The 24,290-nt window shown below is 71.4% G+C and carries 29 protein-coding genes; 5 read left to right on the plus strand and 24 right to left on the minus strand.

Annotation, left to right across the window (positions count from 1 at the left end; genetic code table 11):
• Window positions 1-132: 132 nt before the first annotated feature.
• The gene (locus tag Pta02_RS39375; RefSeq protein ID WP_203880148.1) at window positions 133-828 is read left to right on the plus strand and encodes a 3-keto-alpha-glucoside-1,2-lyase-like domain-containing protein; all 696 of its coding nucleotides are present in this window, start codon (window positions 133-135) and stop codon (window positions 826-828) included.
• A gap of 73 nt (window positions 829-901) precedes the next feature.
• Complete coding sequence (locus tag Pta02_RS39380; protein WP_239131576.1) at window positions 902-1,909, plus strand: NAD(P)/FAD-dependent oxidoreductase; 1,008 nt, start codon at window positions 902-904, stop codon at window positions 1,907-1,909.
• A 141-nt stretch (window positions 1,910-2,050) separates the two neighbouring features.
• On the opposite strand, the gene Pta02_RS39385 is transcribed toward Pta02_RS39380, so the two are convergent.
• The 23 genes from Pta02_RS39385 to Pta02_RS39495 form a co-directional block, all read right to left on the minus strand.
• Window positions 2,051-3,130: an EscU/YscU/HrcU family type III secretion system export apparatus switch protein gene (locus Pta02_RS39385; protein ID WP_203880149.1), complete on the minus strand. Its 1,080-nt coding sequence runs from the start codon at window positions 3,128-3,130 to the stop codon at window positions 2,051-2,053.
• Window positions 3,130-3,891: a flagellar biosynthetic protein FliR gene (locus tag Pta02_RS39390; RefSeq protein ID WP_203880150.1), complete on the minus strand. Its 762-nt coding sequence runs from the start codon at window positions 3,889-3,891 to the stop codon at window positions 3,130-3,132. The genes Pta02_RS39385 and Pta02_RS39390 overlap by 1 nt, the downstream gene beginning before the upstream one ends.
• Before the next feature lie 4 nt (window positions 3,892-3,895).
• Entirely contained in the window at window positions 3,896-4,171 is a 276-nt protein-coding gene (gene fliQ / locus Pta02_RS39395) for a flagellar biosynthesis protein FliQ (RefSeq protein ID WP_239128412.1), read from the minus strand.
• 10 nt (window positions 4,172-4,181) lie between these two features.
• The gene (fliP, locus tag Pta02_RS39400; RefSeq protein ID WP_203880151.1) at window positions 4,182-5,060 is read right to left on the minus strand and encodes a flagellar type III secretion system pore protein FliP; all 879 of its coding nucleotides are present in this window, start codon (window positions 5,058-5,060) and stop codon (window positions 4,182-4,184) included.
• Entirely contained in the window at window positions 5,060-5,491 is a 432-nt protein-coding gene (gene fliO / locus Pta02_RS39405; protein ID WP_203880152.1) for a flagellar biosynthetic protein FliO, read from the minus strand. Before fliO ends, fliP begins: the two co-directional genes overlap by 1 nt.
• Window positions 5,492-5,545: 54 nt before the next feature.
• Window positions 5,546-6,277 carry a flagellar motor switch protein FliN gene (fliN, locus tag Pta02_RS39410; protein ID WP_203880153.1) on the minus strand — a complete coding sequence of 244 codons (732 nt, stop codon included), beginning with the start codon at window positions 6,275-6,277 and terminating at the stop codon, window positions 5,546-5,548.
• A complete protein-coding gene (locus Pta02_RS39415; protein WP_203880154.1) occupies window positions 6,274-7,188 on the minus strand; it encodes a flagellar motor switch protein FliM in 915 nt (304 codons plus the stop codon). Before Pta02_RS39415 ends, fliN begins: the two co-directional genes overlap by 4 nt.
• A 334-nt stretch (window positions 7,189-7,522) precedes the next feature.
• Window positions 7,523-7,984, minus strand: a complete 462-nt coding sequence (locus Pta02_RS39420; RefSeq protein ID WP_203880155.1) for a flagellar basal body-associated FliL family protein — start codon at window positions 7,982-7,984, stop codon at window positions 7,523-7,525.
• Window positions 7,985-8,000: 16 nt separating this feature from the next.
• Complete coding sequence (locus Pta02_RS39425) at window positions 8,001-8,903, minus strand: OmpA/MotB family protein (protein WP_203880156.1); 903 nt, start codon at window positions 8,901-8,903, stop codon at window positions 8,001-8,003.
• Window positions 8,903-9,673: a motility protein A gene (locus tag Pta02_RS39430; RefSeq protein WP_203880157.1), complete on the minus strand. Its 771-nt coding sequence runs from the start codon at window positions 9,671-9,673 to the stop codon at window positions 8,903-8,905. The genes Pta02_RS39425 and Pta02_RS39430 overlap by 1 nt, the downstream gene beginning before the upstream one ends.
• A complete protein-coding gene (locus Pta02_RS39435; protein WP_203880158.1) occupies window positions 9,674-9,955 on the minus strand; it encodes a flagellar FlbD family protein in 282 nt (93 codons plus the stop codon).
• Window positions 9,956-10,371: 416 nt separating this feature from the next.
• Entirely contained in the window at window positions 10,372-11,220 is an 849-nt protein-coding gene (locus Pta02_RS39440; RefSeq protein WP_203880159.1) for a flagellar hook-basal body complex protein, read from the minus strand.
• Window position 11,221: 1 nt separating this feature from the next.
• Window positions 11,222-11,689 (minus strand): flagellar hook assembly protein FlgD, encoded by a 468-nt coding sequence (locus Pta02_RS39445; protein ID WP_203880160.1) that lies wholly within the window; start codon window positions 11,687-11,689, stop codon window positions 11,222-11,224.
• Between the two features lie 33 nt (window positions 11,690-11,722).
• Entirely contained in the window at window positions 11,723-12,943 is a 1,221-nt protein-coding gene (locus Pta02_RS39450) for a flagellar hook-length control protein FliK (RefSeq protein WP_203880161.1), read from the minus strand.
• Between the two features lie 55 nt (window positions 12,944-12,998).
• A complete protein-coding gene (locus tag Pta02_RS39455) occupies window positions 12,999-13,844 on the minus strand; it encodes a C40 family peptidase (RefSeq protein WP_203880162.1) in 846 nt (281 codons plus the stop codon).
• A complete protein-coding gene (gene fliJ, locus Pta02_RS39460) occupies window positions 13,841-14,278 on the minus strand; it encodes a flagellar export protein FliJ (RefSeq protein WP_203880163.1) in 438 nt (145 codons plus the stop codon). Before fliJ ends, Pta02_RS39455 begins: the two co-directional genes overlap by 4 nt.
• Before the next feature lie 66 nt (window positions 14,279-14,344).
• Window positions 14,345-15,661, minus strand: a complete 1,317-nt coding sequence (locus tag Pta02_RS39465) for a FliI/YscN family ATPase (RefSeq protein ID WP_239131577.1) — start codon at window positions 15,659-15,661, stop codon at window positions 14,345-14,347.
• Window positions 15,661-16,308, minus strand: coding sequence for a FliH/SctL family protein (locus Pta02_RS39470; protein WP_203880165.1), 648 nt, complete (start codon window positions 16,306-16,308; stop codon window positions 15,661-15,663). Before Pta02_RS39470 ends, Pta02_RS39465 begins: the two co-directional genes overlap by 1 nt.
• A gap of 1 nt (window position 16,309) precedes the next feature.
• Entirely contained in the window at window positions 16,310-17,323 is a 1,014-nt protein-coding gene (fliG, locus tag Pta02_RS39475) for a flagellar motor switch protein FliG (protein ID WP_203880166.1), read from the minus strand.
• A 2-nt stretch (window positions 17,324-17,325) separates the two neighbouring features.
• A complete protein-coding gene (gene fliF / locus Pta02_RS39480; protein WP_203880167.1) occupies window positions 17,326-18,936 on the minus strand; it encodes a flagellar basal-body MS-ring/collar protein FliF in 1,611 nt (536 codons plus the stop codon).
• A complete protein-coding gene (gene fliE, locus Pta02_RS39485; RefSeq protein ID WP_203880168.1) occupies window positions 18,936-19,247 on the minus strand; it encodes a flagellar hook-basal body complex protein FliE in 312 nt (103 codons plus the stop codon). Before fliE ends, fliF begins: the two co-directional genes overlap by 1 nt.
• The gene (locus Pta02_RS39490; RefSeq protein ID WP_203880169.1) at window positions 19,244-19,654 is read right to left on the minus strand and encodes a flagellar basal body rod protein FlgC; all 411 of its coding nucleotides are present in this window, start codon (window positions 19,652-19,654) and stop codon (window positions 19,244-19,246) included. Before Pta02_RS39490 ends, fliE begins: the two co-directional genes overlap by 4 nt.
• Window position 19,655: 1 nt before the next feature.
• On the minus strand, window positions 19,656-20,006 hold the full coding sequence (locus Pta02_RS39495) for a flagellar basal body rod protein FlgB (RefSeq protein WP_203880170.1): 351 nt from the start codon (window positions 20,004-20,006) through the stop codon (window positions 19,656-19,658).
• A gap of 316 nt (window positions 20,007-20,322) precedes the next feature.
• Between Pta02_RS39495 and Pta02_RS39500 the strand changes: the two genes are divergently transcribed.
• The 3 genes from Pta02_RS39500 (at window position 20,323) to Pta02_RS39510 (ending at window position 23,180) form a co-directional block, all read left to right on the plus strand.
• Window positions 20,323-20,994, plus strand: a complete 672-nt coding sequence (locus Pta02_RS39500) for a VldE C-terminal domain-containing protein (protein ID WP_203880171.1) — start codon at window positions 20,323-20,325, stop codon at window positions 20,992-20,994.
• Between the two features lie 147 nt (window positions 20,995-21,141).
• Window positions 21,142-22,002 carry a hypothetical protein gene (locus Pta02_RS39505; protein ID WP_203880172.1) on the plus strand — a complete coding sequence of 287 codons (861 nt, stop codon included), beginning with the start codon at window positions 21,142-21,144 and terminating at the stop codon, window positions 22,000-22,002.
• Window positions 22,003-22,079: 77 nt separating this feature from the next.
• Entirely contained in the window at window positions 22,080-23,180 is a 1,101-nt protein-coding gene (locus tag Pta02_RS39510) for an alanine racemase (RefSeq protein ID WP_203880173.1), read from the plus strand.
• 27 nt (window positions 23,181-23,207) lie between these two features.
• Here the strand turns inward: Pta02_RS39510 and Pta02_RS39515 are convergent, their stop codons facing one another.
• Entirely contained in the window at window positions 23,208-23,987 is a 780-nt protein-coding gene (locus tag Pta02_RS39515) for a hypothetical protein (protein ID WP_203880174.1), read from the minus strand.
• Window positions 23,988-24,290: the final 303 nt, after the last annotated feature.

Raw genomic sequence — 24,290 nt, forward strand, 5'->3', positions numbered from 1 at the left:
CGTGTACCCGTTGAGGCCGCAGGTATATGCCCCTACCTGCGGCTTCTCCATCAAGCTAACCCTGCGTCACGAAAATGGCAAACCCGGACCCAAAGATATTACGTAGCGTGAAGGTAACGTAGAGTGACATAGGTGGATCTTCATCTGGTACGGCGCGCGGTGCGGCGGCGCCTGGCCGCCGCCGTACTGGGGGCCGTGGCCCTGGCGGCTGCGGGCTCCTGCAGCGGCCAAGAGGCCGTGGAGCGCTGGGAGGAGGGGGCCGCGCACTGGGATGAGGGCGGCGTGCACGGCGACTGGCGAGTGATCTTCGACGGGGGCGGGTTCACCGGCCGCAGGCCGGACGGGACGCTCCTGATCGCCCCTCCCGCACCGGAGTCCGAGGACGTCACCCACGCCGGCCTCATCGTCTCCACCGGCACCACCGGCGAGCCCGACCTGCGGATGCGGCTGCGCACCCTGGACCAGACCCGTCCCGACCCCAACGTCTGGGAGGTCGCCTGGGCGGTGTGGCACTACACCGGCCCGCAGAACTTCTACTACCTGCTGCTCAAGCCCAACGGCTGGGAGCTTGGCAAGGCCGATCCCGCCTTCCGGGGCGCCCAGCGCTTCCTGGCCACCGGGCCGGGACCGTTCCCGATCGGCCGCTGGTACGAGGTGCGGGTGCGCCAGAGCGGTGCCCGGATGACGGCCTGGGTCGACGGCCGAAAGCTGGTCGACTACACCGACGGGCGGGATCCCTACCTTCAGGGCGCGGTCGGCCTGTACGCCGAGGACGCCGTGGCCGAGTTCACCTCCGTCAGCCTCGGCGGCCATCCGCTGCGCGGCTGACACCTCCCCATGTTTTGCTGTTTCGGCAACATTCTTTGTCTTATAGGCAGGACCTACCGCATTGTGGGCACACATGACGAGCGGAGGGAAGCCGACGATGCGGGAGACGTACGACGTGGTGGTGATCGGCGGCGGGGCCGCCGGGCTCGGCGGGGCCCTGGCGCTGGCCCGGGCGCGGCGCTCGGTGCTGGTGGTCGACGACGGGCGGCCGCGCAACGCCCCCGCCGGGCACGTGCACAACTACCTGACCAGGGAGGGCACGCCCCCGGCCGAGCTGCTGGCCATCGGGCGCGAGGAGGTCGCCGGCTACGGCGGCGAGATCGTCACCGGGCGCGCCGAGAGCGCGACGCGGCAGCAGGAGGGGTTCCTGGTCGAGCTGGCCGACGGGCGCGCCGTACGGGCCCGGCGCCTGCTGGTGACGACCGGTCTGCTCGACGAGCTGCCTGATCTGCCCGGCCTCGCCGAGCGGTGGGGCCGCGATGTGCTGCACTGCCCGTACTGCCACGGGTGGGAGGTCCGCGACCGGCGCATCGGCATCCTGGCCACCGGGCCGCTGGCCCTGCACCACGCGCAGCTGTGGCGGCAGTGGAGCCCGCACGTGACGTTCCTGGCCAACGGCACCGCGCCGGACGGGCAGGAGGCCGAACGCCTGGCGGCCCGCGGGATCGCCGTGGTGCAGGGGTCCGTCGCGGGACTGGAGATCGACGACGACGCCCTGACCGGGGCACGGCTGGCCTCGGGGGAGGTCGTCGGGCTCGACGCGGTGGTCGTCACGCCGCGCTTCACCGCCCGCTCGGGGGTGCTGGAGTCGCTCGGGCTCAAGCCCGCCGACCTGGAGGTGAACGGCCACGTCGTCGCCACCCAGATCCCCGCCGACCCGACCGGGGCCACCTCCGTGCCCGGCGTGTGGGCGGCGGGCAACGTCACCAACGCGATGGCCCAGGTCATCACCTCCGCCGGGGCGGGGCTGACCGCCGGGGCGATGATCAACGCCGACCTCGTGGAGGAGGACGCCCGCCGGGCGCTGGAGGACTACCGCAGCCGGGCGGGCACGACGACCGCGGACGCCGGGGAGGCCTGAGGGGAGCTCCGCCGCCACCGATGACGGGAGGGTGAGGCCCGATCCGCCGTGACAGGCGCCGGAGCCCCGGCCCGTTCCCGTTCCCTGGGGCGGGCGCGACGCTCCGCGGCCCGGTCCCGTCGTCCCCGCGACGGGGCCGGGTCAGGCGGCCAGGCGGTGCAGGCCGGCGGCCGCGCCCTTGGCCTTGAGGGTCATGACGAAGGCGAGCACCTTGGCGACGGCTCCGTACATCTCCGCGGGGATCTCGTGACCGATCTCGCAGCTCTTGTACATGGCGCGGGCCAGCGGGATGTCCTGCACCATCGGGATGCGGTTCTCGGCGGCGATCTCGCGGATCTTCGCCGCGACGGTGCCGGCGCCCTTGGCGACCACGCGGGGGGCGCCCTTCTCCGGGTCGTAGCGCAGCGCCACCGCCACGTGGGTGGGGTTGACCAGGATGACGTCGGCCGTGGGGACGTCGGCCATCATCCGGTTGCGGGCCATCGCCTGCTGGCGGGCCCGGATCTGGCCCTTGACGTGCGGGTCGCCCTCGGTGCGCTTGTACTCCTCCTTGACCTCCTGCTTGGTCATCTTCAGCTGCTTGCCGATGCGGTGGCGCGACATCGCGTAGTCGGCGGCGGCCAGCACCAGGCCGACGGCGCCCGACATGCGCATGAGCGTGATGAGCGCGTCGCCGGCGGCCGACAGCAGGGCGCCCAGCGGGAGGGAGCCGGAGGCCATCAGGACCGGGATGAGGTCGCGGACGGCCATGTAGGCGATGCCGGTCAGGGCGGCGGTCTTCAGCACCGCCTTGGCGGCCTCCCACAGCGCGTGGGGGCCGAACATGCGCTTCAGGCCGGAGAACGGGTTGAGCTTCTTGAACTGCGGCTTGAACAGCTTGCTGGCGGGCTTGAGGCCGGTCTGGCCGCCCGCGGCGAGAAGGGTGATCAGTACGGTGGCCGCGGCCAGGGGCGCGATCGCCAGCACGGCGTCCTTCAGGCCCGTGGCGAACAGGCCCAGCGCCATCTGCGGGTCCGGGTCGCGCACGATCTCGCCGAGCTGGAGCATGATGCGCTTGCCCGCCTCGGTGGCGTTCTCCAGCACCATCGGCAGCAGCATGCCGGCCACCAGCAGAGAGGCCCACGCGCCGAAGTCCGGCGTCTGGGGGACCTGGCCCTCTTTCTGCGCGTCCTTCTTCTTCTTGGCTGTAGGCTGCTCGGTCTTCTCTCCGCCTCCGCTCATCAGCCGGTCAGCTCCATCATCATTCGTACGGCACGGTCGGTCAGCCCGTCGATGGCGCCCGGCAGCACGGCGATGGCGATGCCGGCCAGCGACAGGGTCAGGAAGATCTTCACGGGGAAGCCCAGGGAGAAGGCGTTCAGCGCCGGAGCCGCCTTACTGAGCAGGCCGAGCGCGAGGTCGGCGCAGAACAGCACCGCGATCATCGGGCCGGCGATCTGCAGTGCGGAGACGAACAGGTCGGCCAGGCCGCCGGTGACCAGGTCGCTGAGGGTCTCCATCGACAGCGTGCCGTTCAGCGGGAGGGTCGTGTAGGTCTGGGTGAATCCCAGCATCACGAACTGGTAGCCGCCGCTGACCAGCAGCAGGGTGGTGCACAGCATCTGGTAGAACTTGCCGAACACCGAGCTGGCGGCCATCGACAGCGGGTCGAAGGCGGTGGCCAGGGAGAAACCGCCGAAGATGTCCAGCAGGTCTCCGGCGGCCTGGACGGCGGCGAACACCAGAGAGGTCAGAAAGCCCAGAGCGACGCCCACGACGACCTGCTCGACGGAGCTGACCAGCATGGTGGCGACGGTGATGTCGGGAAGCTGCCCGGCCAGGCGGGGCGTCAGCGGCAGGGCGATCGCGACGGACAGCAGGGCCTTGACCGCTCCGGGGATGGCCTTGGAGTTGAACGGCGGGCTCATCAGCAGCCAGGCCGCCGACCGGATCGAGGCCAGGAGCAGGGCCGCCAGCGTGGGCGCGGACAGCAGTCCCGTCATGGGCTCAGCCGCCGTGGATGAGCTGCGGCAGCTGGTCGAACAGGGCCGTGGTGAAGGAGGTCACCTCGTGCAGCATCCAGTTGCCGCTGAAGATCAGGGCGACGGCCACACCGGCCGCCTTCGGCACGAAGGACAGGGTGGCTTCCTGGATCTGCGTCACCGACTGGAACAGGGAGATCGCGAAGCCGATGAGCAGGGCGGTGATCAGGATCGGAGCGGCCAGCTTGGTGGCGAGCACCATGGCCTGGGTGCCGATGTGCAGCACCTGGACGTCGGTCACGGTCAGATCCTCACTGGTAGCTTCCGACCAGGGACGTCACGATGAGTCCCCAGCCGTTGACGAGTACGAAGAGAAGGAGCTTGAAGGGCATCGCCACCGTGACCGGTGGGAGCATCATCATTCCCATCGACATCAGGGCCGCGGAGATGACCAGATCGATGATGAGGAACGGTATGTAGATGACAAACCCGATGATGAAGGCGGTGCGCAGCTCCGAGAGCACGAACGCCGGGATCAGGGTGGTCATCGGCACGGACTCGGCGTTGGCGGGCTTCTGGTTGCCGGAGACCTTGGTGAACAGCGCCAGGTCGTCCTTGCGGGTGTGCTTCGTCAGGAACTCCCGCACCGGCGGGGTGGCGGCCTCCACGGCCTGGGAAACGCTCTTCTCGCCCTTGAGGTAGGGCTGGATCGCCTTGTCGTTCACCTGCGAGGCGACCGGCCCCATGATGAACAGGCTGATGAAGATGGCCAGGCCGGCCAGCACCTGGTTCGGCGGGACGTTGGACAGGCCCAGGGCGTTGCGGGTGATGCTCAGCACCACGAAGATCTTGGTGAAGCTGGTGCACAGCAGCAGGATCGCCGGCGCCACGGACAGCACCGTCAGGCCCAGCATCACGACGATGGACTGGCTCGGCTTGCCGTTGACCCCGTTGAGGTCGATGGTCAGCGTGTCGTCGCCGGGGCCCTGAGGGCCGTCGGGGCCCTTCGGGTCGGAGGGCGAGGCGAGGACGGGGGCCGCCAGGGAGGCGGTCGCGGTGACCTCGGCGATCTCGGTGACGGGGGCCGCCTGCCGTACCGGGCGGGTGGCGGCCTCGGCGGGGGAGGCGCCCAGGGCGATCGTGCCGGCGACGGCCATTCCGGCCAGGGCCAGGCTGAGGATGCGCTTCATCAGTTGCGAGCCGTCCGTTCGCGCAGCGTTTCCAGGGCGGTCTTCCAGGTCTGGGGCGACAGAGCGGAGCCCGCGAGGGGGTTCCTGCCGGTCGCCGCCTCCTCAGCCGGAGAGGAGTCGGCTGTCGGGGCGGCGGCCGGCAGGGAGACGGGGACGCGCTCCTCCGGCTCCTCGCGCTGCTCCTGCAGCGCCGCCAGATCGGTCTCCGTCAGGAGGGTGACCTGTCCGTCGGTGACGCCGAGCACCAGGGCCCGGTCGGTCACGCGGACGATGGCCACCGAGGAGTTGCGGGACAGCTGCTGACGGGCGATGACGGAGAGGTGACCTCCGCCCCGGCCCGCCAGCGGCTTGCGGGCGACCTTGGACAGTCCCCACGCCAGGAGCAGGACCACCAGAAGCGAGAACGTGATGCGCAGGACGGTCTCGATCATTTTCGGACGTGCTCCTACCTCGGGACGGATTCGGTCTGCTGGGCGCCGGCCCTCTTACAGGCGGTCGCCGGGGGGCGGGAGGATCTCGGTGATGCGGATGCCGAAGTTCTCGTCGATGACCACGACCTCGCCGCGGGCGACCAGACGGCCGTTGACGAGCAGGTCCACCGGGCTGCCCGCGGCGCGGTCGAGCTCGACCACGGCGCCGGGGGCCAGGGACAGCAGCTCGCGCACGGTCATCCGGGTGCGGCCGAGCTCGGCGGTGACGCTCATCTCCACGTCGTGGAGCATGTCCAGGCCACCGCGGGCGGCCACCGAGGCCGGCGCGCCCGCGGCCGTGGCCGGCCACGGGGTGGCCACCAGCGCCACCACGGCGTGCACGACGCCGTCGGCCTGCAGCGGCACGAACAGCGCCTCGCCGCGGTTGGCCAGCGCGCCCAGGCCGACCTGGACCTCCACGGCCTGTGCGGGCTCCAGGACGATCGGGCCGAGGACCTTGGCGGCCGCCTCCAGGGCGGGCTGCACGGCCTTGGTCAGGTCGAGCTCGCCGAGCGGGCTCTGCTGGAGGGCGTCGACCAGGTCCTGGCTGACGACCACGGCGACCTCGCCGCGGACGGCGCCGGAGAAGCGGGCGCACACGGCCTGACCGGCGGGGACTCCCTCCGGGATGGAGGTGACGGGCGTGCCCGCCTCCAGCTCGGCGCCCGAGGGCAGCAGGGCGATGGCGGCCTCGGCCGCGTCGAGGGCGAAGGCCACGCGCGGGGCGACGGTGATCGTGGTGGTCATAGCTGGATTTCCGTTTCGTTCTGCGGCGTGGGCACGACGAGGCAGGCCAGGCGCGGACCCTGGCTGCCGGGCACTGCGTGGGCGAAGGTGATGCCGGCGGCGCTCACCGACAGCGGGGCCGTGACGGCGTGGATCAGCGGCACGACGTCACCCGGCTCGAGGCTGATGATCTGCTCGGGCCGCATGGTGATGGAGTCGAAGCGGACGGCCACGTCGATGGGCGTGGTGCCGAGCGCGGCGGCCATGCTGCGGTGGGCCTCCTCGCGCGTGCGGCGCTGGGAGTCGCTCAGCGCGACGTCGTTGTCGCTGCCCTGGAGCTTGGGGAAGATCGACGTGAACGGCAGGCAGAACGTCATCAGGCATTCCTCGCTGCCCACGGCCATCGTGAAGGTGGCCACGATGACCGCGTCGGCGGGCGCGGCGGCCTGCACGAACTGCGGGTTGTAGTCGATCGCGCCCAGCATGGGGCGGAAGTCGGTGATGGACTCGAACGCGTAGTGCAGCTCGTCCAGGACCCGGTTGAGCAGGTCGCGCAGGAGCGGCAGCTCCATGTCGCTCAGGGGGCGCTCGGTCTGCGGGCCGCCGGGGCCGCCGAGCAGGTGGTCGATGCTGGCCATCGCCGTGCTCAGCGAGAACTCCATGATGGCCGCGCCCGGCAGCGGGTCCAGGGTCAGCGTGGCCATGATCGTGGGGTTCGACAGGCCCGAGATGTACTCGTCGTAGGTGAGCTGCTGGATGGAGACCAGCGACACCTGCGACACGACGCGCAGGGTGGAGGTCAGCAGCGTCGTGTACTGACGGGCGAACGTCTCGTAGGCGATCTGGAGCGTGCGGGTGTGCTCTCGCGAGAGCTTGATCGGGCGCCGGAAGTCGTAGGTGTGCGGCTCAGAGGTCTTCGCCCGTCGGGACACGCGTCCTAGCAGGCGATGCGTCGGGGTCGAAGGCTGGCTCTCACTCACGAGAACACTCATCGGCCGGGCTCCACCCCGTATGAGGAAATGCCGGAAATCGGGTTCACCTCGTGATGAGGGTCCCGTCTGCCGCAGGGCGTCTGCGGCGCTCCCGCCCGTGTTCCCGTTGTGTTCTCGTGCGGCTGCGGTGTTCCTTTCGCCGGGTACGGCTGGCGTGGTTGGTCGGTGAGTGATCGCTGAGTGATCGGTGAGTGATCACGGCGCGGCCGGCGTCGTGGCGGGCCGGGCCCGGGGCGGGCCGAGGCCGGGCGGCCTGCGGCCCGCGCGGCGGGGGTTACTGCATCACGAACTCGGTGAAGTAGATGTCCATGATCTCGCCCTCGTAGGCCTTCTCGACCTTCTCCAGCAGCTCCTCCTTGGCGAGGTTGCGGGCCTTGTTCGACGACAGCTCGTCGATGCCCTTGTTGCTGAACTGGTCGATGGCCAGGTCCAGGGCCTTGCTGCCGTCCGGGGCCTCGGCGACCTCGGCGGTGGCCTGCAGGGCCATCTTGAGCTTCAGGAAGTGCCCGTCGGCGAGGTTGACCGTGATGGCGTCCAGGGCCGCCACGGCGCCGGGCTCCGGCGCGGGCTCCTCCGCCGCCTCCCCGCCGCCGGCGAAGAGCAGGAAGTAGGCCGCCGCGGCCGCCCCGAGGACGAGGACGACGCCGGCGATGATGAAGATCATTTTCTTGGACTTCTTGCCGCCGTCCTTCGCCTCCTCGGCGTCGGGCGCGGCCTTGAGCGTGGCGGTGGCCATGATGGTCTCCCGAAGGTCAGTTGGTGGTTCCGGACTCGCCTGCGGCGGAGGGCAGCAGTGCCTTGGTCTGGGAGTCGAGGTCGGACAGCACGACCACCTCGACGCGGCGGTTCAGGGTCACCGACCGGGGGTCGGTGTCGGCGTACAGCGGGCGCTGGTCGGCGTAGCCGGAGGCGTTCAGCCGGGCGGCCGGGATGTCCTTGGCGATCAGCCGGCGGACCACGGTGGAGGCCCGGGCGGTCGACAGCTCCCAGTTGGACGGGTACGGGCCCGAGGTCACCGGCAGCCAGTTGGTGTGCCCGTCGACCTCGACCTTGTTGGTCTCGCTGCGCAGCGCCGGGGCGATCGCGTCGATGATCTTCTTGCCGTCCCTCAGCAGATCGGCGCTGTTGTTGCCGAAGACCACGGAGCTGGTGACGACGGTGACGACCAGGCCGCGCTCGTCGATGCGGAACTGCACGCTGTCGGAGGCGTTCTGCTTCTCCAGCGCTTCCTGGATCTTCTTCTTGATCTCCTCGAACTTCTCGACCTCCGCGGCCGCGTTCTTCGCGCGGGCCGAGGCCTTGGCCCGGTCGAGGGCGTTGAGGGCCTCCTGGGCCTTCTTCTCGGCCTCGCCCTTCTCCTTGGGCGCGGCGGCCGACAGGTCCATGAAGGCGTCCTCGCCGCCGCCGGCGTCGCCGGAGACGGCGGTACCCGGCGCGGTGAAGGTGACGGCGGGCTCGCCGAAGGCCATCGACAGGCTCGCCTTGAGCGCGTTGAACTTGTTCTGGTCGACCTGGCTCATGGCGAACAGCACGATGAACAGGGCCATCAGCACGGTGAGCATGTCGCCGTAGGTGACCAGCCAGCGCTCGTCGGCGTGCCCCTCCTCGTCATGGCCTCCCGCGTGCTTCTTGTGACGGCGGACCTTGGTGCTCATCAGGCCGCCTTCTTCTCCTCGGCCTCACCCGGGGGCAGCAGGCTCTTGAGCTTCTGGGAGACCAGACGCGGGTTGGTGCCGGCCTGGATGTTGGCGATGCCCTCGATGGTCAGCTCCATCTGGGCGCACTCCAGCTCGCTGATGCGCTTGAGGCGGTTGCCGATGGGCAGCCACATCACGTTGGCGCTGGCCACGCCCCACAGGGTGGCGACGAACGCCGCACCGATCATGTGGCCGAGCTTGGAGGGCTCGCTGAGGTTCTCCAGCACGTGGACGAGGCTGACCACGGTGCCGATGATGCCGATCGTGGGGGCGTAGCCGCCCATGTCTGTGAAGATCTTGGCGCCGGACTTGTCGGCCTTGCGCTTGGCCTCGACCTCGGCCTCCAGGATCTCCCGGAGCTCCTCGGGGTCGGTGCCGTCGATGGCCAGCTCCAGCCCGCGACGCAGGAAGGGGTCCTCGACCTCCTTGATCGCGTCCTCCAGGGCCAGCAGGCCCTCACGGCGGGCGCGCTCGGCGAGCTTGACGATCGACTCGACCAGCTCGGCGCTGACCGCGGGCTTGGCGGTCAGGGCGCGCTGGATCTGCTTGCCGATGCCGAGGCTGTCACGCAGGACGCCACCGGCCATGGCCACGCCGAACGTGCCGCCGAAGACCAGGATGATCGGGGCGAGCAGCATGATCGACATCGGGTTGGAGCCCTCGAGCAGCATCATCACCAGAATGGAGACGGCTGCGATGCCGATGCCTGCCAGGGTTGCCGGATCCATCTATCGCTCCTGCCGGTGAAGGCGGACCACGCGCGCCTGGTCGGAATCGGACGGCGGGGTCGGGGGGCGGTGCGTGCCCGAGGAGACGAGGATCTCCGCGTCGGCGATCAGCTCGGCGCGGTAGCGGCGCACCAGCGTCAGGAACTCGCTCAGCGACTCGGCGATGATGTACTTGGTCCCGTCCACGAGAGTGATCACCGTGTCGGGAGTCTGGTCGGCTCGCTCGATCAGGTCCGGGTTCAGCGCGAACTCCGGGCCGTTGAGGCGCGTAAGAAGTATCACGGGTCCGTCCTCGGGTCGTCAGCGGGCACGGCGGGCCCATCCCTGAACCGCGCTGTACTCCCCATCGGCCGTCGCCTCTGCGGCCTGAGGAAACCCGCAGGACCAAGGTCCCGTCCCGCGCCGCCCCACATGGCCGGGTGGTCGCCCCGGAGGGCTCCGCACGAGCCGGTCGCCGCCGCGCCCACCGGGCGTCACTACCTCCCCGGGCGGCGCCTGCGCCTCCCCTGCGGCCCCTGGACCCCCTTTCGGGGGCGACCACCCGTGCGCGCCTGCACCCGGCCTGCGGGGCCGTACGGTGCCCCGGACGCCCCAAAACCCCGGGCGCCCCAGAGAATCCGGGCACGTGAAAGGCCCCGGGCACGCGTGGGGGGGCGTGCCCGGGGCCTGGTGCCGTCCCCGCGAGCGGGGACGGACGCTTAGCGCTTGAGGTTGACCAGGTCGTTCAGCAGCTCGTCGGAGGTGCTGATGACCTTGGTGTTGGCCTGGAAGCCGCGCTGGGAGATGATCAGGTTGGTGAACTCCTGACCGAGGTCGACGTTGGACATCTCCAGCGCGCCGGTCTGCATCAGGCCCATGCCGGCGGTGCCCGCGGTGCCGACCGTGGCCTCGCCGGAGTTCACGGTGGCGCGGTAGGTCGAGCCGCCGGCCTTCTCCAGACCGCCCGGGTTGACGAAGTTGCCCATGGCGATGCGGCCGATCGGGCGCTTGGTGCCGTCGGTCATGACGCCGACGAGGGTGCCGTCCTGGGAGATGGTGTAGGACTCCAGGGAGCCGTCCGTCGGCAGCTGCACCGGCGTCAGCGGGTCGGCGGTGTTGATGGTGCCGTTGGTGGTGTTCCAGCCGAGCACGAAGTTGCCGTCGGGGGTGACCAGGGTGCTGTTGGCGTCGAGGCTGAAGGAGCCCGCGCGGGTGTAGAGCTGCTCGGTGCCGTTCTGCACGACGAAGAAGCCGTCGCCCTGGACCATCAGGTCGGTCTTGCGGCCGGTGGTCTGCGCCGCGCCCTGGCCGAAGTTGGTCTCGACGCCCGCCAGGCGCACGCCCAGGCCGACCTGCGCCGGGTTGGAACCACCGGCGGCCTGGTTCACGCCGTCGTCGGCCTGCGGGGAGCCCGCGGCGCGCATCATCTGGCTCAGGGTGTCCTGGAAGGTGGTCTGGGACGTCTTGAAGCCGGTGGTGTTGACGTTGGCGATGTTGTTGCCGGTGACGTCCATCATCGTCTGGTGGACGCGCAGGCCGCTGATGCCCGAGTACAGGGAGCGAAGCATGTCAGTTTCCTTCGGTGGAGGCGGGTTCGGTGCCGGGCTGGCCGGCGCTGGTGACTTCCTTGACCGAGGACAGCGGCACATCCGTGTTTCCGACCTTCAGGGTCGGGCTGCTGCCGAGCGAGGCTGAGGTGACCACACCGACGGCTTCCGTGCCGTCTGGTCCGGTGTAGCTGACGGTTTTGCCGACGAGGCTGCTGGCCGAGAGGCTGAGCTGGGCCGCGAGCATCTCCCCCTGCTGCTTGACGAGCTCCTCCATCTTCTCCACCTGGGAGAACTGCGCGGTCTGCGAGAGGAACGCCGAGGTGTCAGCGGGCTTGCTGGGGTCCTGATAGCGCATCTGCGCCACCAGAAGCTGCAGGAAGGTGTCCTTGTCGAGCTTGTTGCCGCTCGATGCGGACGCGGTCGACGTGGAGGCGGCCGTCGTGGCCGTGGTGATCGGGGACGAGGTCCCGCTCACGGAGTTGGTCACGTGTGATTCCTTTGATTCCTTGCGGGAGGCGGATCAGAGGCGGACGTTGAGCAGACGGGAACCGGGCCTGTCGGGTACGGGATCCGTCACGGCGGGGGCGGGCTGCTGGTAGGCGTCACCGGCCCGGCCCGCGCCTCCGGCGGCGCGGGCCGCCGGGTCCTGCCGGCCGAAGGTCTGGTTACGCTCGCCGGGCTGTCCGCCGTTGGGCGCCTCACGCTGCAGGTCCAGGCTGCAGGAGGAGAATCCGCTCTCCTCCAGCTCCCGCTTCAGCTCCGGCAGGGCCGAGCGCAGCGCGTCGAAGGCGACGTCGCTGGTGCCCGCGAGCTGCAGGTGCACCGCGCCGTTGCGCAGTTCGGCCACGAGGCTGACCGGGCCGAGGTCGACCGGGTGCAGGTGGATGGTGAGACGGTGGATGCCGTCCGGGTCCTGGCGCAGCGGCACCACGTGCATCGCGATCTGCGAGGCCGGCGTGGCCGGCTGCTGGGCGGCGGGGGCGGCGACGCGCTCCACCGCCGCGGCCTGCACCGTGGCGAAGGACTGGGGTACGGCCTGCGGCACCGGATCGGCGGTCTCGGTGACCGCGCCGGTCGCGGAGGCGGAGGGGCCGGAGCCGTCCTCGCCGGTCGTGCCGGTGCCGGTGCCGGTGCCCGCTCCCGCGCCGGTGGGCGCGACGGCGAGCGTCTGGTCCGGGACGATCTGCGGCGACGGGACGTCGCCGGAGCTCTTGGGAGTGGCGGGGGCGGTGACGGCGGACTGCGCGGCGAGCGCGTCCTGGCCCTGCTGGGCCGCGTCGGCGGCCGCGGTGAACGCGGCCAGGGTGGCGCCGTCCAGGACGACCGTCTCCGCGCCCGTTCCGGTCAGGAGGGCGGCGGGGATGGGCGCGCCGGTGGGGGCCTGCGTCTGTCCCTGGGCCTGCGTGCCGGGCTGCGCCGGGAAGGCCGGTACGCCCTCCTGGACGCCGGGCTGGGGCTGTACGGCGGGCTGCGCCTGCCCCAGGGCGGCCGTCAGGGCCTGCGCCTGGAGCGGGCCGGCGCTCGCCGGGGCCACGCCCTGCGGCGCCGTGCCGTTCGCGCCGGCGGAGACGTCGAGACCGGGTGGGGTCGCTCCCTGCGGCAGCACTCCGCCGCCGGCGAGAAGAGCGAGAAGCGCGGCGAAGGCATCGCCCGCCCCGTTCTGGCCCGTCTGTCCCTCGCCGGAGGAGCCGGAAGGCGCCGCCAGCGGCGACGGGCTCCCCGCCAGGGGGATCGAAGGCACAGTCAAAATCGTCTCTCCCGTTATCCGGTGCCGTTCATGACTGGATGGTTCGGAGTCAGGCCTGAGCCGGGTCGGACAGGCCGGTACTCAGCCCATCGGCAGAGGCGGTCGCCACCTGTGCCAAAACATCGGATCCGTTGAAGAACGGTGTGGCGGCGCCGTACCCGGAGGGGATTGCGGCCATCAGGGCCAGCAGCTCGGCGGTGCCCGGCGTCGCGGGGGCGGCGCTCAGCGCCGAGGGGGCGACGTTCAGGGCCGAGGGGGTCGCCTGGGCCGCGGCGGCCGTCGTGGTCGCGCTCGCCGCCGCGTCAGGCAGGATGCGGCGGATGTCGGTCGGCTTGCGGTAGTAGTCGTCCATGTCGACGATCTTGACCACGTCGCCGGTGCGCGGGGCGTGCAGCATCTTGCCGTCGCCGATGTAGATGCCGATGTGCGTGGCGGGGGAGCCGAAGGTCAGCAGGTCGCCAGGCTGGGCCTGCTTGAGGCTCGGGATGCTGCGGCCCTCGTTCTGCTGGTCCTGCGAGACGCGCGGCAGCGAGACGCCCAGCTTCTTGTAGACGAGCTGGACCAGGCCGGAGCAGTCCAGGCCCTTGTCGGGGTCCGTGCCGCCCCACAGGTAGGGGACGCCCAGGTAGCGGCGGGCCTGCTCGACGACGTCCTGGCCGGTGACCTCGCCGTCGGCGGAGCCGGAGGTGGCCCTGCGGGTCGCCGTGGTGGCCTGGGTGGAGGCCGTCGTGCCGCTCGCCGCCGACTTCGCCTCGTCCAGTGCCGCGGCGAAGTCGGCGGCCGAGGTCGTGGACGTGGTGCCGGTGGTGCCGGTGGTGGTCGCGGAGACGGAGGCCGTACCGCCGAACTGGCTCTGCAGCTGATTGATCCTGGCTGAGATGTCGGCGATGCTCAACGCCCGTTCTCCTTGTCCGTACGGGGCCTGCGGGTGGTGGTCAGGTCGTCGACGGCGCGCTGGTCGGCGGCGGCCTCGGCCTCGCGGCGGGCGCTCTCGTGCCGCTCGGACAGCTTCTCCACCATCCGGCGGCGCTGGGAGGCGGCGCTCCAGGTGTTCACGCTGGCGGTGACCCGCCGCTGGGCCTCCTCGGCCTGCTGGCGCCGTACCGACAGCTCGGCGGCCACCGCGCGCCGGGCGGCCATCGCCGCGACGAACGCGGCGGCGTCGGAGGGCTCCGGAGTGATCATCCGGCTCTGCAGCTCTTCTTCGTGCTGCGCGACCCGCCGGGCGGCGGCTCCGGCCTCACCCCTGGCCCGCATCACATCGCCCTTGGCGGCGTCCTCCTGCGCCTTGCGGGCGCGCAGGATCGACGACAACCGGAATCGTGGCATCGAGACTCCTTAACGTGCAGGTCTTGGGGGGAGATCCGAGGTTCGGCCGGAGGGGACTGGCCCCCGTCAGGCCGGTGCGCCCGTCAGCAGGGCGTGCAGCGACTCCCATGCCTGCGCGGCCGGGGTCTGGTCGTCCATGTCCTGACGCAGGAACTTCTCGATGCGCGGCCACAGCGCCCGGGCCAGGTCGGCGTCGGGGTTGGTGCCGGGCACGTACGCGCCGATCTCCACCAGCTCGCGGATGTCGCGGTGGGCGGCCATGAGGCGGCGCAGGGCGGTCGCGTCCGAGCGCTGCTCGCGGCTGGTCACGGCGCCGGCGACGCGGGAGACCGACTCCAGGACGTCGATGGTCGGGAAGTGACCGGCGGTGGCCAGGCGGCGGTCGAGCACGACGTGGCCGTCGAGGATGGAGCGCGCCGCGTCGGCGATCGGCTCGTTGTGGTCGTCACCGTCGACCAGCACCGTGTACAGGCCGGTGATGGTGCCGTCGACGCCGGGCCCGGCCCGCTCCAGCAGGCGGGGGAGCATCGCGAAGACCGACGGCGGGTAACCGCGGGTCGCCGGGGGCTCTCCGGCCGACAGGCCGACCTCGCGCTGGGCCATGGCGGCGCGGGTGAGGCTGTCCATCAGCAGCAGGGCGTCGCGGCCCTGGTCGCGGAACCACTCGGCGATCCGGGTGGCCACGAAGCAGGCGCGCAGGCGCACCATGGGCGGCTGGTCGGAGGTGGCCACGATGACGACCGAGCGGGCCAGGCCCTCGGGGCCCAGGTCGTTCTCCAGGAACTCCCGGACCTCACGGCCGCGCTCGCCCACCAGCGCCACGACGGTGATCTCCGCCTCGGTGCCCCGGGTGATCATGGACATCAGGCTCGACTTGCCGACGCCGGAACCGGCGAAGATGCCCAGACGCTGCCCGCGCCCGACGCTGACCATGGTGTCCAGCGCGCGCACGCCCACCGGCATCGGCTCGGCGATGCGGCGCCGCTGCATGGCGTTCGGCGGCTCGTTCTCGACCGGGACCATCTCCAGGCCCGCCAGGGACGGCCCGCCGTCCATCGGGCGGCCCAGGCCGTCCAGGACGCGCCCGCGCAGCGCCTCGCCGACGGGGATCCGCAGGGCCTCGCCGGTGCCGATCACGGGGCTGCCCACTCCGATGCCGGTCAGCGTGCCCAGCGGCAGGCAGCTCAGCCGGCCGCTGTCCAGCGCGACCACCTCGGCCGGGACGGCGGCGGAGCCCTCGCCCAGGTACACCAGGTCGCCGACCTTGCCGGAGACGCCCTCCACGGTGACCGACAGGCCGACCACGGCGGAGACGCGGCCGTTCACGACGGGGCGCGCGGCGCGGGTCGCGGCGGCGATGCGGGAGTCGAGCAGCGGGATCATCACAGGCCCAGGGCCTCCTTGACGCGTTCGAGGGCGGTGGACAGGCGGGCGTCGACGGCGGTGGCGTCGCACTCGGCGACGGCGTCACCGGGCTTCAGCCGGGCGTCGACGGCCATGGTCACGGCGCGGCCGTCGATGTCGAAGGTGTTCTGACCGGCGCCGACGAGGGCGGCGTGGTCGGCGGGGCTCAGCCGGACGAGCACGGGGCGGTTCTCGGGGACCAGCTCCAGTGCCCGGGCCAGGGCCTCGCGGCCGGGCTCGGGGCTGTGGGCGATCTCCCTGCCGAGCACCGCCTCGGCGAGTGCGTATGCGGTCTGAACGATGAGCTCCTCCAGTTCGGCGGCGGCCGGGGCGGTCTGCCGCTCCAGCTGAGCCGCCGAGCCGGTGATGGCGGCCAGGGCGCTGTCCAGCCGGGCGATCTTGCGGGCCTCCGCCCGGGCGACGCGCTCTGCCTCGTCCCGGACCTCGGCCGCGGCGGCCTGACGGGCCTCCTCGCGGCCCTGTGCCCAGCCCTCGGCGTATCCGGTGGCCTGGGCGGCGGCGCGGGCGCCGTCGACGACCTCGGTCGGCATGTTGGTGACGACGTTGAAGTCGGTGGCGAACCGCGCCGCGCTGAAGGCGCGGGCCTGGGCTCCACGTACAACCATCTCAGGCGACGAATTCATCCTCATCCCCACGACGAATCACGATTTGACCAGACTCCTCCAGCGCCCGGATCGCGTGAACGATCTTGGCCTGGGCCTCCTCGACCGTGCGCAGGCGCACGGGGCCGAGCAGCTCGATCTCCTCGACGAGGTTCTCGGCGGCCCGCTCGGAGAGGTTGCGTGTGATCTTGTTGAGCACGTCCTGGCCGACGCCCTTGAGGGCGGTCGCCAGGTCGGCGGTCTCGACCTGCCGGACCACGAGCTGGACGGCGCGGTCGTCCAGGTGGACGACGTCCTCGAACATGAACATCCGGCTGCGGACTTCCTCGGCCAGCTCGGGGCTGCGCCCCTCCAGGCCCTCCAGGATCAGGCGCTCGGTGACGCGGTCCGCGCGGTTGATGATGTCCACCAGCGGCTGCAGGCCGCCCACGGCCGACAGGTCCGACGGCTGGAGCACCGAGGAGAGCTTGCGCTCCAGCGAGGACTCCACCTGACGGATGATGTCGGGCGAGGTGCGGTCCATCACCGCGATGCGGTGGGCCACGTCGGACTGCAGCGTGGGGCTCAGGCCCGACAGGATCTGCGCGCCCAGGTGCGCCGGCAGGTGCGCGAGCACCAGGGCGATGAGCTGGGGGTGCTCGTCCTGCACGAACGACAGCACCTGGCGGGGGTCGGCCCGCTGCAGGAAGCTGAAGGGCAGGTCGACCATCGAGGCCGACAGGCGGTCGACGATCTGGCTGGCCCGCTCGCGGCCCAGCGAGGCCTCCAGCAGCTCCCGGGCGAAGTCCATGCCGCCCTGGCCCGCGTAGCGGTAGGCGGTGGCCAGGTCGCGGAACTCGGTGAGGATCTCCACCGCGTCGAAGGGGTCGACGGTGCCCAGCCGCACGATCTCGGCGGTCAGCTCCTCGACCTCGGCCTCCCGCAGCTGCGAGAGCACCTTCGCCGAGTCGTCCTTGCCCATCTGCACCAGCAGGACGGCCGCCTTGCGCAGGCCGGACATGGTCTCGGTCATCGGCATGACTAGTTCCTCCTGTCGGCGAGCCAGCCGCGCAGCAGCTGGGCGACTTCCTCGGGCTGACGCGAGACGAGACCGGAGATCTCCTCACGCAGGGCCTCACGCTGGTCCCCGTCGGGCTCGGCGGGCGCCGGCTCGCCGGTCCCGGCGGGCAGGGCCTCGCGCTCGGCCATCTCCAGGGCGGCCTGGGTGCGGACGCGCTCCAGCTCGGCCTGCAGCTCCTGCAGCTGCGCCTGCTCCTTCTTCGACAGCTTCGAGCGGCGCTTCTTGCGGCCGCGCAGCCAACCGACCAGGAACAGGATCGCGATGCCCAGGGCCGCCGCGCCGATCTTGGCCAGCTCGATCATGCGCTCGTCCTGCTCGGCCTTCTGGGTGGCGGCGAGCTCGGCGGCGGCCTTCTCGGCGGCGCTGTTGTCGAACGGCATCGCGGCGACGGCGATGGTGTCACCGCGCTGGGTGTTCACGCCGGCGGCGGAGGTCACGATGCGCTGGATCTCGGCCATGTCCACACCGGCGGACGCCTGGCCGTCGACCATCACGGCGACGTCGAGCTTGCGGATCGCGCCGGGAGCGGTCTTGCGGGTCTCGGTGATGAGACCGACGGCGTTGTCGCGGGTCTCGGTGGTGGACTTGTAGTCGTTGCCCGTCTGGTTGGTCGGCACCTGGATGTTGTCGGGGCCCAGGACGCCGCCGGTCGGCGTGCCGCCGCCGTTGTAGGTCTCCTCCTTGGTGGAGGACGACAGCGGCGGGAGGGTCGGGTCGCTGACGTAGCGCTGGCTCTTGGTCTCGGTCTGGTCGTAGTCGAGGTCGGCGGTGACCTTGACGACGGCCTTCTCCGGGCCGAGCACCTGGGTCAGCATCTGCTGGATCGAGGTGCCCATCCGCTGCTCGAACGCCTGGGTCTGCTGCTCGCGCTCGTCACCGGAGCCGGCCAGCGCCTGCTCGCCGCCGGCCGCCAGCACCTTGCCGGTGGAGTCGGCCAGGGTGACGTCGGCCGGGTCCATGCCCTCGACGCTGGAGCCGACCAGGTTGACCACGGCCTTGACCTGGCTGCCGGTCAGCGGGGTGCCGGCCTGGGTGCTGACCAGCACCGAGGCGGTCGGCTTGGCGGCGTCGTCGGCGAAGACGTCCTTCTGCGGGATGGCCAGGTGCACGCTGGCGGAGGTGACGCCCTCGATCGACTTGATCGTCTTGGCGAGCTCGCCCTCCAGGGCGCGCTGGTAGCCGACCTGCTGCATGAAGTCGGAGGTGGTGACGCCCTGCTGGTCCAGCAGGGAGTAGCCGCCGCTGTCCTGCTGGGCGGGCAGGCCCTCGCCGCTCATCTTCAGGCGCAGGTCGTACACCTGGTCCCGGGGGACCTGGATGGTGCCGCCGCCGTCGGTGAGCTGGTAGGGGACGCCGTCCGCGGTGAGCTTCTCGACGATCGCGTTGCCGTCGGCGCCCGACAGGTTGGAGTACAGGGTGGCGTAGGAGGGCTGGGAGGCCCACTGGGAGAAGAAGAACCCGCCCACCGCCAGCGCCAGGACGACGGAGATGGTGACGGCCTTCTGACCGGTGCTGAACGACCCGAACGTGGAGCGGGCCTTGCGGAGAGCGGCGAGAGCGCGTTCCTGCATCAGGCCTGCATCCTCATGATCTCGGTGAAGGCGGCGACGGCCTTGTCACGGATGGCTACGGTGAGCTGGGTGGCGAGGGCGGCCTCGTTGCTGGCCGCCATGTAGTCGTGGGCGTCCTGCAGGTCGCCGGTGGCGGCCTTGACGGCCAGCGCGTCGGCCTTGGTCTGGGTGGCCTGCAGGCTCTCGACGCTCTGGGAGAGCAGGCCGCCGAAGACCTCGGCCGCGTTGCCCGCCGCGGCCACGCCGGTGGGCGCGACGGGGGCGTTGATACGCAGCGCTCCGGCGATGGGGCCGATCGGGTCGATGCTCATCCGTTCCTCCCGAGCTGGATTGCTGCCTGGTACGCGTCGTAGGCTCGGTCGACGACCGAGAGGTTGGCCTGGTAGGCGCGCTGCGCCATCATCAGCTGCCCCATCTGGGCGCCGAGGTCGATGTCGGGATAGCGCACGTAGCCCTTGTCGTCGGCCAGGGGGTTGGTGGGCTCGTAGACCAGCCGGCCCTCCGCCTTGCCCAGCTCGATCCCGCCGACCTGGACGCCGCCCTCACCCGATCCGTACTCGACGGCCTGGGCGACCACGTAGCGGGCCCGGAAGGCCTCGCCGCTGGTGGGGCTGGCGTTGTTGATGTTGGCGATGTTGTCCGACACCGCATCCAGCCACTTGCGGTAAACAGTGACGCCGGTACCGGCGATTCCGATCGCTTTGAAGATGCCGGACATGTCACGCGCCTCCCTTGATGACGGAGCGGAGCAGGCTGTACTTGGAGTCCAGGGCCTTCAACATCGTCTGGTAGCGCAGCACGGTGTCCATGTGCGACAAGGTCTCGTGGTCGAGGTTGACGTTGTTGCCGTTCTCCCGGGTGGGCTCAAGGGAGCGGCCGACGCTCGGCGCCACATCCTGGGGGGACGATCCGCTGCTGACAGCGGTGCGCAGGGCGTCTTCGAACTGGACGCGGCCGGCGAGGAAACCGGGAGTCTCGATGTTGGCGATGTTGTCGGCGATGACACGCTGGCGCTGGGACAGGCCCTTCAGCGCGACGCGTACCGCGCTTGACGTGACGTCCTCGAGCACGAACAGACTCCGTTCGCTCTACTACGACCGCCGATCCATGGCGTAACGGGGCGAGCACTCCCTGCTCAGGTGGTCCCATCGGAAGCTCCCCGGGCGTCCTGAGGATTTCCCCGACTTTCTTGGCGGACCCTCGTGGCGCGGGCCGCCAAGTCCTCAGGTGGGGGGCATGACCTGCCGATGGTCCCCCGAGTGCGTGCCCGAATCCGCCCGGCGCCGGAACCGGGGCGGACGACGGCCCGGCCGGGAGCCAAACGCCCGCCGGTGACGACCATCACGGACCACCACGGACCTCGACGGACTTCGATGGAGGAGACGGATGACTGACGGCATCGCCGCGATCCAGGCCCGGGTCAACGAGCTTCAGGGCCAGTTCACCCAGCTCAAGACCACCTCTGCCACCTCGGGCCAGCAGTTCGCGGCCCAGCTCACCGCCGCGCAGAAGACGGCCGCGGGCACATCCGCCTCCACCACGGGCACCACCGCGAGCACCGCCGGAACAGGGACCACCTCGGCGACGACCGGCACCACCACCGCGACCACGACCGCGACGGCGACCACCGGCACCACCGGCACCACGGCGGCGACCAAGAGCCACGACCCGTCCAAGCTCGTGGGCGGCGGCAGCCGTATCACCTCGACCATGCAGAAGGTCATCGACGACGTCGACGCCAGATTCGGGCCGTTCCCCACCATCGGCGCCTGGCGGGCCGACGGCGGCATGCCGGGCAGCGACCACCCCACGGGCAAGGCCGCGGACTTCATGATCACCACAGGTGGCAAGATGCCCTCCGCCGCCAAGCTGAAGGAGGGCTGGGAGGTCGCCAACTACGTCAAGGAGAACGCCGAGAAGCTCGGCGTCAAATACATCATCTTCGCCCAGCACATCTGGAGCCCCGGCCGCGCGAGCGAGGGCTGGCGCCTGATGGAGGACCGCGGCAGCGTCACCCAGAACCACTTCGACCACGTGCACATCTCCGTCGAGAAGTGATCCCCTCCCCGGCACGGGCACGCCGGACCCCCTGACCCGCCCCGGCCCCGGCCCCCTCCCTCTCCCACCCTGCCGGCAGGCTGCCATGGCGGCCTGCGGGTACGTACCGGAATCCGGGGCGGTTGAGCGGGGGAGGGACGACTGCCGGTGAGTCGGCGGAGCGGGCGGTTCCGGTTGCGCGGGGTGGTCAGGGCGCTGGCCGCTCTCACCGGTGCCGCGGCGCTGATCGGCCCCGCCGCCGGCTGCGGCGGCGCCCCGGAGGCCGAGCGGGCGATGTGGCTGTGGCGTCCGGCGGAACCGGCCGCGGTGGTGGAGTGGGCCACCTCGCAGCGGGTGAGCGAGATCTTCGCCTACGTGCCCTCGGAGCCGACCCCGCAAGAGCGCGACCGGCTGACCCGCCTCAAGAAGGACTGCGACGCCGCGGGGATCCGGCTGGCCGCCCTCGGCGGCGAACCCGAGTGGGCCCTGGACCACGCCGCGGCCCTGGCCTGGCAGCGCACGGCGGTGGGCACCGGCCTGTTCCGCGCCCTGCACCTCGACGTGGAGCCGTACCAGCTGCGGGAGTGGAGCACCGACCGGGACAGGATCACGGCGTCCTTCGTGGACCTGCTCGGCAAACTGCGCCGGGGCGCCTCCCTGCCGCTGGAGGCCGACGTGCCGTTCTGGTACCACACCGTCCCCGTCGGCTCCGTCACCCTGGCCGACGAGGTCCTGTCCCGCACCGACGCGGTGACCGTCATGTCCTACCGCGACACCGCCACCGGCCCGGGGTCGATCACGGACATCTCCGCCGACATGCTGAGCCGCGGCGACCGGGCGGGCCGTCCGGTACGGCTGGGCGCCGAGACCCTCGCGCTCGCCGACTGCCCGTACTGCACCTTCCACGGCAAGGACCGCCGGACGCTGGACGCCGCCCTGGCCCAGGTCGACGAGGCCTCCGCCGGGCACTCCTCCTACGCCGGCGTCGCCATCCACGACTACACCTCCTGGACGGCGATGCCCCCTTGAGCCTTTGCGGGCCCGCGGCGGTGCGGCGCCCAATATGATCAAAAGCTCCTGTGCGCACCCCCACAACCAGGAGGGACATGGACGTCCTGACCGAGCGGGCCCACGAACTGGCGGCGGCCGGGATGCTGCCCGCCTTCGTCTACGACCTGGGCGCGCTGGACGTCCATGTGGCGGCCGTGCGCGAGGCGCTGGGCGAGGTCGAGCTCTACTACGCGGTCAAGGCCAACCCCGACCCGCAGCTGCTGCGGGTGCTGGCCCGGCACGTGGACGGCTGGGAGGTGGCCTCGGGCGGGGAGCTGGCGCACGTGCGGGGGCTGTTCCCCGACATGCCGCTCGCCCTGGGCGGGCCCGGCAAGACCGACGCCGAGCTGACCGCGCCGGTCCACCGGCTGCACGTGGAGAGCCCCGGCGAGCTGGAGCGGCTGCTGGCCTCCGGCGCCCGGGCCGACGTCCTGCTCCGCGTCAACCTCGAGGTCCCGATCGAGGGCGCCTCGCTGGCGATGGGCGGGGGGGCGACCCCGTTCGGCATGGACCCCGGCGGGGTGGCCGAGTGCGCCGCGATGCTGCGCGGGCAGGAGCGGGTACGGCTGCGCGGGGTGCACGCCCACCTGGCCAGCGGTCTGCACGCCCCGCAGTTGCTGGAGCTGGCGCAGGCCGTACTGGAGTACGCGCGGGAACTCGGGGTCGCAGAGATCAACCTCGGCGGCGGCATGGCCGTCTCCTACGACGACCCCGGCGAGCTGTTCGACTGGGTCGCCTACGGCGAGGGGCTGGCCAAGCTGCGCCGGCGGGGGGAGCGGCTGCGGATCGAGCCGGGCCGCTCGCTGACGGTGTACTGCGGCCGCTACGCGACCCGGGTGATCGACGTCAAGCGCGTGCACGGCAGGCTGTTCGCGATCGTCGCGGGCGGCACCCACCATCTGCGGACCCCGGCGACCAAGGGGCACGACCAGCCGGTCGTGCCGGGCGCGGCCGGGGAGCCGGTCACGATCGCCGGGCAGCTGTGCACGCCCAAGGACCTGCTGGCCCGCGAGGTGCCGATCACGCTCCGGCGGGGGGACGTGGTGGAGTTCGCGATGGCCGGGGCCTACGCCTGGAACATCTCCCACCACGACTTCCTGATGCACCCCCACCCCGCCTTCTCCTACGTGCGGGGCGGGCGGGCCGGCTCCTGCTGAGGCGGCCTCGTACGGCGCCGGCCGCGATCAGCTGGGGACGGGCAGGCCCAGCACGGTCAGGCACGGGTCGAGCAGCTGCCCCATCAGGGCCGCCTCCAGCAGGTCGGAGACGGTCAGGGCGTGCACGGCGCCGCTGAGCAGGTTCCACACGCCGCCCGCGCGGTCGGCGACCGGGATCCCGGCGGCGTCGACGGCCTGGACGAGCTCGAACTGGGCGGCCGCCGCGGCGCGCACGCGGTCGGAGGTGTGCACCGCCCAGGAGGCGGCGTGCACGGCCTGGGACCAGGAGGCGGTGCCGGGCCGGTTGCGCTCGGCGAGCCCGGACAGGCGCTCCACGTCGGCGGCGCCGAGGGTCTCGATCCGGCGGCACAGCGCCATGACGGCCTCGTGCTGGGGGCCGGTGTCGACCGGACGGTCGGTCAGCTCGCGGGTGCCGGCGAGCCAGCCCACGGCCAGCCGGCGGCGGGTGTCGGCCGGCAGCAGGTCCCTCAGGTAGGTGGCCATCACCGCGTCGCACACGACCGCGGTGGCGCGGGCCGCCACCTCGTCCTGGACGCGGACGCCGTCCTCCTCGCGCCAGGTCCAGTCGAGCACGTCGTTGCGGACGCAGTGCAGCAGCGCGTCGGGGGTGCCGATGGGGGCGCGCTCCAGCAGGGCCAGGGCGCCCTCGGCGTTCTGGTTGGCCAGGCCGCGCACGGTCGGCTGCAGGACGATCGCGGCGTCGATGTCCTGCCAGAGCTGGGCGCGGACACCGTCGTCGGGAAGCCTTCTGGCCAGTGCCGGCAGATCGCCGGAATCGAGGCGCAAGGCGCGGGAGAGCACTGCGGCGGTCGCCGCTCCACCATCCAGCCGTGTGAGATCGAAACCGAGCACAGGGGCGCTGACCAGGGAATACATTAAAACAGTGTTACACCATGAAGGCTTTGCATCCAATTGATCACGGTTTTTATTACCAATTATCACGATGTGCTCATGGCGCAACACATTTAGTTGATAAAAATACGCGTTTTACGTGATAAAAAGACCGGGCCGCCCGCGGGTTCGCGGGCGGCCCGGTGCCGCACGGTCCCGTCCCGGACGGGACGGGACCGCGGTGGAGCTGCTGGTGGA

The sequence above is a fragment of the Paraplanobispora takensis genome, from assembly GCF_016863195.1.
Classification (GTDB): domain Bacteria; phylum Actinomycetota; class Actinomycetes; order Streptosporangiales; family Streptosporangiaceae; genus Planobispora; species Planobispora takensis.